This is a genomic window from Curtobacterium sp. 260, assembly GCF_030803485.1.
Lineage (GTDB): Bacteria > Actinomycetota > Actinomycetes > Actinomycetales > Microbacteriaceae > Curtobacterium.
Genome location: NZ_JAURUY010000018.1, coordinates 38,274 through 47,918, shown reverse-complemented (window position 1 = coordinate 47,918; position 9,645 = coordinate 38,274). Strand labels below are relative to the sequence as shown.

Below are 9,645 nucleotides of genomic sequence, written 5' to 3'. Positions count from 1 at the left end.
CCCGGTGTTGTGCCGGCCCGCGCCGGGGGGGGGGGGGGGGGGGGGCCCCGGGGGGGGGGGGCCCCGGGGGGGGGGGGGGGGGGGGGCCCGCCCCCCCCCCCGCCTCCGGACCGTCTCCTGGTCGCCCGACGGCGACCGGGCGGATCAGGCGGCGACGCGCTCGTCCGCCGCACCGGCCAGGGCGCGGAGCGCGCCCTGCACGAGCTCGACGACCTCGGCGTCTTCGCGCGGGTGGGTCTCCGCGAACCGGACCACCGACTGCGGGATGGCGACCTTGACGTCCTCCAGGACCTTCGCACCCGCGATCCCCGCCGACTTGCGGGCGTCGTCGTGTGCCCACACGCCGCCGTACTGGCCGAACGCCGAGCCGATCACCGCGAGCGGCTTGCCGGACAGCGGCGACGAGCCGAAGGGCCGCGAGCCCCAGTCGAGCGCGTTCTTCAGAACGGCCGGCATCGTGCCGTTGTACTCGGGGGTGACGAGCAGGACCGCGTCTGCTGCGGCGACGGCGTCGCGGAAGGCGACGGCGGCAGCCGGCGGGGTGTCGCCGTCGATGTCCTCGTTGTAGAAGGGCAGGTCGACGATGCCGTCGAACGTCGTGAGGGTGATCCCCTCGGGGGCGTGCTGCTCGGCAGCCTCGGCGAGCTTCCGGTTGATGGAGCCGGCGCGCAGGCTGCCGACGAGGGCGAGGACGTTCGTCATGGTGGATCCCTTCTGTCCGTGACCGCTCGGTCACGGAATGGTGTCAGGGACAACCAATGTGCTCGCTGGGTGCGCCATTCCCGATCGGACCACCACTCGGGTCCCGCTGGGTACGGTGGCCGGGTGAGCAGCCACCGGACGCCCGCCAGCAGCCCGCGCACCACCGACCCGGACTGGTGGCGTCAGGCCGTCGTCTACCAGGTGTACCCGCGGAGCTTCGCCGACACCGACGCGGACGGCCTGGGCGACATCGCGGGCATCACGAGCCGTGTGCCGTACCTGGCGTCGCTCGGCGTCGACGCGGTGTGGTTGTCGCCCTTCACCCCCTCGCCGCTCGCCGACGGCGGGTACGACGTGGCGGACTACCGAGACGTCGACCCGCGCCTCGGCACGCTCGACGACCTCGACGCGTTCGTCCGCGCCGCACACGAGCACGACGTGCGCGTCATCGTCGACGTCGTGCCGAACCACACCTCCGACCAGCACGCGTGGTTCCGCCAAGCGCTCGCCGCAGAGCCGGGGTCACCCGAGCGGGCGCGCTACGTGTTCCGTGACGGAGCGGGGGAGTCGGGCGAGCTCCCGCCGAGCGACTGGGTGTCGAACTTCGGCGGCAGCGCGTGGACGCGGGTGCCGGACGGCCAGTGGTACCTGCACCTGTTCGCGCCCGAACAGCCCGACCTCGACTGGTCGAACCCCGAGGTGCGCGCCGACTTCGAGCACACCCTGCGGTTCTGGTCCGACCGCGGCGTGGACGGCTTCCGGGTCGACGTCGCGCACGGGCTCGCGAAGGACCTGTCGACGCCGTACCGTCCTTCGAACGAGAAGGCGCTGCCGCTGGACGGCTCCGACCCGCTGTACGACCGCGACGAGGTGCACGAGATCTTCGCGACGTGGCGCTCCGTGCTCGACGAGTACGACCCGCCCCGCGCCGCGATCGCCGAGGCCTGGGCGCCGGCCCCGCGTCGCGTGCTCTACGCCCGGCCGACCGAGCTCGGGCAGGCGTTCAACTTCGACCTGCTCGAGGCACCGTACGACGCACGGGCCTTCCACGAGATCATCGAGCGGAACCTCGCCATGTCGGCCGAGTCCGGCGCTTCCTCGACCTGGGTCCTGTCGAACCACGACGTCGTGCGGCACGCCACCCGCTACGGCCTGCCCGACGGCACCGACACGGATGCCTGGCTGCTCACCGACGGCACCGAGCCCGAGCTCGACCGTGCGCGCGGTGGACGTCGGGCGCGTGCGGCGACGCTGCTGATCCTGGCGTTGCCCGGGTCCACCTACCTGTACCAGGGCGAGGAGCTCGGCCTGCACGAGGCGCCCGCGATCCCCCACGAGCTCCTGCAGGACCCGAAGTGGATCCGCAGCGGGCACACGGTGAAGGGGCGGGACGGCTGCCGGGTCCCGATCCCCTGGACCCGGACGGGGCCGTCGTTCGGCTTCGGCGACGTCGCACCGCACCTGCCGCAGCCGGAGGACTTCGGCGACTCGTCGGTCGAGGCCGAGGACGGCGACCCCGCTTCGACGCTGTCGCTCTACCGGCAGGCGACGGCGGCCCGACGACGGCTGCAGCAGGGCGAGGAGCTGACGTGGTTGGACGCCGGTGACGACGTCGTGGCGTTCGCCCGGCACGAGGGCTGGCGGTCCGTGACGAACCTCGGGACGTCTCCGGTGCCGATGCCGTCGGGCTCGGTGGTGCTGGCGTCCAGGCCGCTCGACGCAGGCGAGGGGATGCTCCCGGGCGAGACCACGGTGTGGCTCGGGTGAGTCCGGTCTGACCGGGGTGGCTGCGCACATCCCTGCACAGCGGCTGGTCTCGGGAGCGTTCTCCCCAGAAGGGCTCGACGGCCGCTGACGAGGTGGTCCCGCTCGCGACGGCCGTCCTGGCGGCGCCGGCGCTCCTGCCCTCCAGCTCCTCGGCGGACGACCTCGCGTTCCCCTACCGCAACGGCTTCGACTCCGCCGGGGGCGGCACCCTGAGCGGCGACGCGCAGGTCGTCGGCGGTCGGCTGCGGCTCACGGACCAGACGAAGGACCAGGCCGGAGCGTGGTCGACGGACGACACGTTCCGCTCGGACCTCGGACTCGACATCGAGTTCTCGTACGCCATGTACAACGCGGTGGGCGACCAGGGTGCCGACGGGCTGCTGCTCTTCCTGGCGGACGGCAGCGCACCACAGGGCGTCGGAGCGTACGGTGCCGCGCTCGGGTACGCCTGTCGGTCGAGTGCGACCCAGGGTGGTGGCCAGCCGTGCGACCTGCCCGGCCTCCCGGGTGCCTTCGCCGCCGTCGCGGTCGACCACTACGGGAACTTCTCCCAGCGCATCAACCAGTCGGGCGTGGGCCGCGAGCCGGACACGATCGTGGTCCGTGGGTCCGGTGACGGCACCACCGGCTACCGGTACGTCGACGGGGTACCGGCTCCCGGCGGCACCCTGACCGACGGGCCGACGAAGCGGAAGGTCCGGGTCAGTCTCGTGCCGGGGGCATCGGGTGAGCTCTTCATGACCGTGCGCCTCGAGGACCGGGGGCTGCTCCGCACCGTCCTCGACCGCGTGCCGCTGCACGGCGACGCCCAGGCTCCGCTCCCGGACACGCTCCGGCTCGGCTTCTCCGCCGCGACCGGCAGCTTCGCCGACGTCCACGAGGTCGACGACCTCCGGGTCTCGCAGCCCGTCGACCTCGGCGTCTCCCAGGAGGTCCCCGAGTCCGGTCGGCCCGGACAGCCGTTCACGTACACCGTGACCGCGTCCGACGCCGGACCGAACCGGTCCGATCCCAGCGCGTTGCACGTCGACGTCCCGGACGGTCTGCGGGACGTGACGTGGACCTGCACCGCGACCGACGGATCCGCCTGCGGAACGGCCAGCGGGACCGGCGACGTGGACGCCGGGCTCGACCTGGTCCCGGGCGGTGCCGCGACGGTCACCGTGTCGGGAACCGTCGCGGACGATGCCGCGGGGGCGCTCGAGAGCACCGCCACCATCGCGCCTCCGGCGTCGCTGTCCGACGTCGACGAGTCCGACAACCGGTCCGTCGTGACGAGTCCGATCGAGGCGGCGCCGGCGCCCGAGGCGCAGCTCGAGACCGACAAGTCGGTGTCCCCGTCCGTCGACGTGGCACCGGGGGACGAGGTCGAGTACCGCGTGACGGCGAAGAACCGCGGTCCGGACCCCGCGCACGACGTGGGCGTGGTCGACGACCTGCCGGCGGCGATGCGCTTCACGGGGTCCGAGGACGACTGTTCGGCCGAGGGACAGCACGTGACGTGCCGGTCCGAGGGGGACCTGGCGGTGGGTGAGACGCGCTCCTTCCGCGTCCGGGCGGTGCTCGACCCCGGCTACACCGGCGACGGATCCGACGTCGTCAACGTGGCGACCGCGACGTCGCCCACCGATCCGGACGGGGGCGACCCGTCCCCGGAGGTGTCGATCGGCGTCACGGGGCCCGGCGACGGCGACGGCGACGGCGGCGAGGGCGACGATGGCGGCACGGGTGCGCCGACGCCGGCCGTCTCCGCGAGCGCCTCGCCGTCCCCGGGGGTGCCGACGGCTGCCCGCGGCGGACGGACGGGCGGCGGAGGGGCCGGCGCCGGGGCCCTCGCGTACACCGGCGCCGAGGGGCTCGGGCTCCTCGCCGCCCTGGCTGCTGCCGCAGTCGGGCTCGGCGCCGGGGGCTGGTGGGTCGCACGACGTGGGCGCGCGGCCGACGACCCCGACTGACGGGGAGCGCGTCACCGCCGGTCGGGGCGCTCGGACCCCGGCCGGCGGTGGTGGCTCCCGTCGGTACGGGCTCCGGTCCGACGCCCGGGGCGCCGGCGGTAGACTCGGACCACGATCCGCATGCCCGAAAGAGGTCCCGTGTCCGACTCCGTGGACGACGCCGGCCAGCGCGCGCGGTACTGGCCGATCCCCGTCCTCCGGGCCGTCCCAGCCGCGGTCGTGGCCCTCGTCATCACCTTCTCGTCCAACCACGCCGCCGGCTACGGCCTGCTGCTCTTCGGCGGGTTCGTGATCGTCGACGCCCTCGTGCTCGGGTGGGCCGCCCTGCGCCGCATGCCCTCCGACGAGCGCTCGCGTCCGACCACGTTCGTGCAGGCGGTCGTCTCCCTCGTCGCCGGTGTCGCCGCCCTGGTGACCAACGGCGTCGGGCTCGGCGCGTTCATCACGGTGGTCGTCGGGTGGGCCGTGCTGACGGGAGCCCTCGAACTCGCACAGGGACTCCGAGCGCGCGGCCGGTCGCCGTTCGCCCGTGACTGGACCACGATCGGTGGGCTCACCCTGCTGCTCGCCGTCGCGTTCCTGCTGACACCGCCGGACTACTCCCAGCAGCTCGGGGGCGTGGAGCAGGTCACCGGCACCCTGGACGCCGCCGTCGTCCTGGTCGGACTGCTCGGCGCCTACCTCGCCATCGCGGCGGTCTTCCACGTGATCGCCGGACTCTCGCACAAGTGGGGCACCACGGCGCCTGCCGCAGCCCCGGACGGAGCACCACACGCATGAGCACCCCCAGCCGTCGCGACCGTCTGCGCCCCGCCGAGCTCCTCGTGATCTCGGCGGTCGTCGCGGTGTTCACCGGAGCGGTCGTGCTCTTCTCGACGCGTGAGTTCGAACTCGCCCTGGTGTTCCTCGGTGTCGCGTTCATCGTCGTCGTGGTGGTCCTCGCGATGCTCCAGCTCGCGGCGTCGAGCGACCAGGACGACAACGACATGCTCGGCGGCCACAGGTCTCCGGGCGATCGGTCCGAGGGCGACGACTTCCACTGACCCCGCTCCGGCGACCGTCGTCCCTGGCGACACGTCCGGGCGGAGCGGTCCGCGCGCCGATCACGCCGACACCGACGCCGGTCGCGACACCCGCCTGCGTCGTGACCACCCCACGGCCAGCTGAACGCCGTCGGGGAGATCTGGGGGGGGGGGGCTGACGGCCGGGAGGCGCGGTGCGGGACCGTCCCGCGCCTCCCGTCCGCCGGTGGGACACGTCCCGCACGGCCCTCCGGACCTCACCCCACCCGTGCGGCCACGACGTCGCGAGCGAGCGTGCGCGTGGCGCGGTTCGGTTCGGTGTCCGACCGCATCGCGAGCCCGATGCGGAGCGGCTCGACCTCGTCCTCGAGCTCGAGCACGGCGCCGTCGTACCGGACGCCCGGGTCCGGGACGACACCGACGCCGAGCCCGGCCGAGGCGAACCGGATCACCGCAGGCATGTCGTTCATCTCCGCCACGACCCGGCGTCGGAGGCCGAGGCGCTCGAACGCGGCGTCGAGGATCAGGCGGTTGCCGAAGCCGTGCGCGGTGTCGACGAAGGGCTCCCCGGCGAGTTCGGCCAGGGACGCCGACGGGCGGGCAGCGAGCGGGTGGTCCGCGGCGGTGTAGACGCGGAAGGGCAGCTCGCGCAGCGGTTCGACGACGACCCCGGGCGGGACGGACGGCAGGCCCGTGTACGCCAGGTCGAGCCGCCCGGCGACCAGGTCCTGCACCAGGCCGGTGGTGCCCGAGGGAGAGGTCATCAGCTCGACGGCCACGAGCGGGTGCCGCCGCCGGAACCGCCGCAGCACCCCCGTCAGGTCGACGACGTCCATGCTCGTGAAGATGCCCAGCCGTACCCGGCCGCGGAGGTCGACGTCGTCGACGGTCGCCAGGTCCCGCATCCGCTCCAGGGAACCGAGCACGGCGCGGGCGTGCGGGAGGAGGTCCTCGCCCGCTGCGGTCAGCACGAATCGCCGACCGGTGCGGTCGAACAACCGCACCCCGAGCGAGCGTTCGAGGGAGGCGATCCCGGCGGAGACGGTCGACTGGGCGGCCCACAGGCGTTCCGCGGCGCGTGTCACGGTCCCCTCGGCGGCGACCGCCACGAACTGTTCGAGCAGGCGGGTCTCCATCATCCGAGTATCGACCAGATCGATGACACCCATCAAGACCACCCGTTGGACTCGATGACGCCGCCGGGGCACCATCGGACCATGACCTCGACCACCGACGCGGCTCCGGCCCCGACGACCGGCTCCCGTCCCGTCCCCGCTCCGCGTGGGCGGCGCACGCACTCCCGTCGCCGGCACGGTTTCGGCTTCTGGGCCGTGGCCTTCGCGTTCCTGGCGGTGATGGCGTTCGCGACCGTCCCGGCACCCCTCTACGTGATCTACCAGGCGCGCGACGGCTTCCCGACGTTCACGACCACGGTCGTCTTCGCCGCCTACGGTGTCGGGGTCGTCGCCTCGCTCTTCCTGGCGGGACACCTCAGCGACGTGCACGGACGACGCCCGTTGATCCTGGTGTCGATCGCCCTCGAACTCGTCGCGGCCGTGCTGTTCCTGCTGTGGTCCGACGTCGCCGGCCTCGTCGTTGCGCGGTTCGTCACCGGCCTCGGCGTCGGGCTCCTCACCGCGACGGCGACCGCGCACCTCGGTGAACTGCGGGTCCGGGCGACCGGCTCGTCCGCGTCCGCGCAGGGTGCGAGCGTCGCGGCCGGCGCCGTGAACCTCGGCGGTCTGTCGCTCGGCGCCCTCGTCGGGGGCGCGCTCGCGGAGTTCGTCGGGCAGCCGCTCGTCGTGCCGTACGTCGTCTTCGTCGTCGCCCTGGCGGTCGCGTTCGTCGTCGTCCTCGCCGCGCCGGAGACCGTCGACCGTCCGGAGCAGCCGGTGCCGTACCGACCGCAGCGGATGGCCGCCCCTGAGGGGCAGGCCGGCGTGTTCTGGGCCGCCGGTGCCGCGGCCTTCGCCGCCCTGGCCGTGCAGGGACTCTTCACCTCGGTCGCTCCGACCTTCCTCGGCACCACGTTCCACGTCACCGACCGGCTCGCCGCGGGCGCCACGACGTTCGGGGTCTTCGCCGCGAGTGCGGTGTCGCAGATCGTCTTCGCCAGGCTGTCCCAGCGTCGGCAGATCCGGCTCGGTCTGGTGCTGCTCGTCGGTGGTCTCGTCGTGCTCGCGGTCGCCGCCGTGCTCCTGCAGGTCGCGGGCTTCATCGGCGGCGGTGTCGTGGCGGGTGCCGGCGTCGGGCTGCTCTTCCGGGCCGCGATCGCCCGCGCGGGGTCGCTCGTCGGGCCGGAGCAGCGCGGCGGGGTGCTCGCGGCGACGTTCCTCGTCGCGTACGCGGGACTGACCGTGCCCGTCGTGGCGGTCGGCGCCGCGCTCCTCGTCGTGCCGACGCTCCCGGTGCTGCTCGCGTACGTGGCCTTCGTCGTCGCACTCGCACTGGTCGCCGGCCTGCGCCTGGCCGCCCGCGCGGCGTAGTCCGCCGCGACCAGCCGACCACGCGGACAGCCGTTCGTCTCCCGGCATACTGGAGCGCATGCCCCAGCAGCGCCGACGTCCGGCCGTCACCGTCGTCGCCGCGGTCATCGCGGCCGGCCTGGTCGCCGGCGGCTTCGCCCTGACGGCGCAGCGCAGCGGCGAGGACCCGGTGATCGGCGGCGGAGCGTCCACCGTCACGCCCAGCGCGACCGCCGCCGACGGAGCGACGCGCGACGGCACCGTCACCATCGAGCGGACGGGCCCTGACCTGCCCGGCGGCGACGTGCTCGACCGCTGCGACGCCGACCGCCGGGCCGTGGTCGCCCGGTACGAGACCGCCGCGCTCGGACGGGTCGAGCTGCAGTGCGGCACGTCCGGCCAGGGCTACGAGCACATCCGCGTCCGGCACACCGCCGACTGGCAGGACGTCGTCCGGGGCCACGGCTCACGGGACTGGGACGACGCGATGCTCACCGCCGTCCGGTCCGTGCTCGAGGCACCGCCCGCCGGCTACCCGCAGGACGCCGGGGACGGCAAGGTCTGCTACGCCGCGCCCGTCCGCTTTGACGACGGCTCGCGTCCCTCGGCGGAGCCGAACGTGCGGGTGATCGTGTCGGAGACGACCGACCGGGTGATCACGGCGTTCCCCACCGACGACGGCGGCTGCTGACCGCACCGCACCGGGCCGGTGCGCAGGCCCGGCCGACCAACCCGTCCCGACGCGTGCACCTCGTGCCTACGCGTGCACCTCGTGCTCGTGCCGCCGGTGCGAGACCGGTTCGAGCTGGAAGGTCGAGTGCTCGACGGGGACGTCGAAGTGCTCTGCGACGCACTGCTGCAGCGCGTCGAGGATCCGGGGCGCGTGCGCGGTCGAGAAGCAGTGGTCGTCGACGACGACGTGCGCCGTCAGGTTCGGCACGCCGGTGGCGACGAGCGTCGCGTGCAGGTCGTGCACCTCGATCACGTGGTCGAGCTCGAGGATGTGCGCGCGCACGTCGTCGAGGTCGAGCCCGGGCGGCGTGGACTCGAGCAGCACGTTCGCGGTCTCGCGGAGCAGCCGGACGGCCCGCGGCAGGATGAGCAGCCCGATCAGGATCGCGGCGATCGAGTCGGCCCGCTCCCACCCGGTGAGCGCGAGGACGACGGCGGCGGCGATCACCGCGACGGACCCGAGGGTGTCGTTCAGCACCTCGAGCCGAGCCGCCCGCGAGGTGAAGCCCTCGCCCGACGCCCGGGCGAGCACCGCGTAGGCGACGAGGTTGCCGACGAGTCCGACCACACCGAACACGAGCAGCGGGCCGGCGTGGACCTCGGCGGGGACGAACAGCCGCTGGATCGCCGAGACGACGACGAAGACGCCGACCGCGAGCAGGATGGCTGCCTGCGCCGTGGCGCCGAGCACCTCGGCACGCTGGTAGCCCCACGTCCGTTGGGCCGTCGGGGAGCGGCGCGCGAGCCGGGTGGCGACCAGCCCGATGCCGAGGCCGCCGGTGTCGACGACCATGTGCCCCGCGTCGACGAGCAGCGCGAGGGAGCCGGTGACGATCGCGCCGACGACCTCGGCGAGCAGGATGCCCGCCGAGATGCAGAACGCGACGAGCAGCGCGCGCTCCGAGGCGACGGCGTGCCCGTGCGCGTGGTCGTGTCCCATGCCTCGATCGTAGGCAACGAGGCCGACACCGTGCCACGATCGGCATCGTGACCCCGTCACCC

The 9,645-nt window shown here is 74.0% G+C and carries 9 protein-coding genes; 6 read left to right on the top strand and 3 right to left on the bottom strand.

The window, feature by feature from the left end:
* Positions 1-144: 144 nt before the first annotated feature.
* Positions 145-702, bottom strand: coding sequence for an NADPH-dependent FMN reductase (locus J2X59_RS14975; RefSeq protein WP_209684271.1), 558 nt, complete (start codon positions 700-702; stop codon positions 145-147).
* A gap of 123 nt (positions 703-825) precedes the next feature.
* On the opposite strand from J2X59_RS14975, the gene J2X59_RS14970 reads away from it, so the two are divergent.
* From J2X59_RS14970 to J2X59_RS14955, 4 genes are all read left to right on the top strand, one after another.
* A complete protein-coding gene (locus J2X59_RS14970) occupies positions 826-2,469 on the top strand; it encodes a glycoside hydrolase family 13 protein (RefSeq protein WP_326497195.1) in 1,644 nt (547 codons plus the stop codon).
* A gap of 92 nt (positions 2,470-2,561) precedes the next feature.
* Positions 2,562-4,424, top strand: a complete 1,863-nt coding sequence (locus J2X59_RS14965; protein ID WP_326497194.1) for a lectin-like domain-containing protein — start codon at positions 2,562-2,564, stop codon at positions 4,422-4,424.
* Between the two features lie 138 nt (positions 4,425-4,562).
* Positions 4,563-5,204, top strand: coding sequence for a DUF308 domain-containing protein (locus tag J2X59_RS14960; RefSeq protein WP_326497193.1), 642 nt, complete (start codon positions 4,563-4,565; stop codon positions 5,202-5,204).
* A complete protein-coding gene (locus J2X59_RS14955) occupies positions 5,201-5,467 on the top strand; it encodes a hypothetical protein (RefSeq protein WP_326497192.1) in 267 nt (88 codons plus the stop codon). Before J2X59_RS14960 ends, J2X59_RS14955 begins: the two co-directional genes overlap by 4 nt.
* Before the next feature lie 236 nt (positions 5,468-5,703).
* Here the strand turns inward: J2X59_RS14955 and J2X59_RS14950 are convergent, their stop codons facing one another.
* On the bottom strand, positions 5,704-6,615 hold the full coding sequence (locus J2X59_RS14950; RefSeq protein WP_326497191.1) for a LysR family transcriptional regulator: 912 nt from the start codon (positions 6,613-6,615) through the stop codon (positions 5,704-5,706).
* A gap of 48 nt (positions 6,616-6,663) precedes the next feature.
* Here J2X59_RS14950 and J2X59_RS14945 point away from each other — a divergent pair, with 48 nt between their 5' ends.
* A complete protein-coding gene (locus tag J2X59_RS14945; protein ID WP_311205800.1) occupies positions 6,664-7,932 on the top strand; it encodes an MFS transporter in 1,269 nt (422 codons plus the stop codon).
* 58 nt (positions 7,933-7,990) lie between these two features.
* Complete coding sequence (locus J2X59_RS14940; protein ID WP_326497190.1) at positions 7,991-8,602, top strand: hypothetical protein; 612 nt, start codon at positions 7,991-7,993, stop codon at positions 8,600-8,602.
* Between the two features lie 66 nt (positions 8,603-8,668).
* Here J2X59_RS14940 and J2X59_RS14935 read toward each other — a convergent pair whose 3' ends face one another.
* On the bottom strand, positions 8,669-9,583 hold the full coding sequence (locus tag J2X59_RS14935) for a cation diffusion facilitator family transporter (RefSeq protein WP_326497189.1): 915 nt from the start codon (positions 9,581-9,583) through the stop codon (positions 8,669-8,671).
* Positions 9,584-9,645 lie beyond the last annotated feature (62 nt).

What these genes read in the sequence shown, in the direction of transcription:
- J2X59_RS14975 (WP_209684271.1), bottom strand. Translation starts at nt 702, where the DNA reads ATGACGAACGTCCTCGCCCTCGTCGGCAGCCTGCGCGCCGGCTCCATC.
- J2X59_RS14955 (WP_326497192.1), top strand. Translation starts at nt 5,201, where the DNA reads ATGAGCACCCCCAGCCGTCGCGACCGTCTGCGCCCCGCCGAGCTCCTC.
- J2X59_RS14950 (WP_326497191.1), bottom strand. Translation starts at nt 6,615, where the DNA reads ATGGGTGTCATCGATCTGGTCGATACTCGGATGATGGAGACCCGCCTG.
- J2X59_RS14945 (WP_311205800.1), top strand. Translation starts at nt 6,664, where the DNA reads ATGACCTCGACCACCGACGCGGCTCCGGCCCCGACGACCGGCTCCCGT.
- J2X59_RS14940 (WP_326497190.1), top strand. Translation starts at nt 7,991, where the DNA reads ATGCCCCAGCAGCGCCGACGTCCGGCCGTCACCGTCGTCGCCGCGGTC.
- J2X59_RS14935 (WP_326497189.1), bottom strand. Translation starts at nt 9,583, where the DNA reads ATGGGACACGACCACGCGCACGGGCACGCCGTCGCCTCGGAGCGCGCG.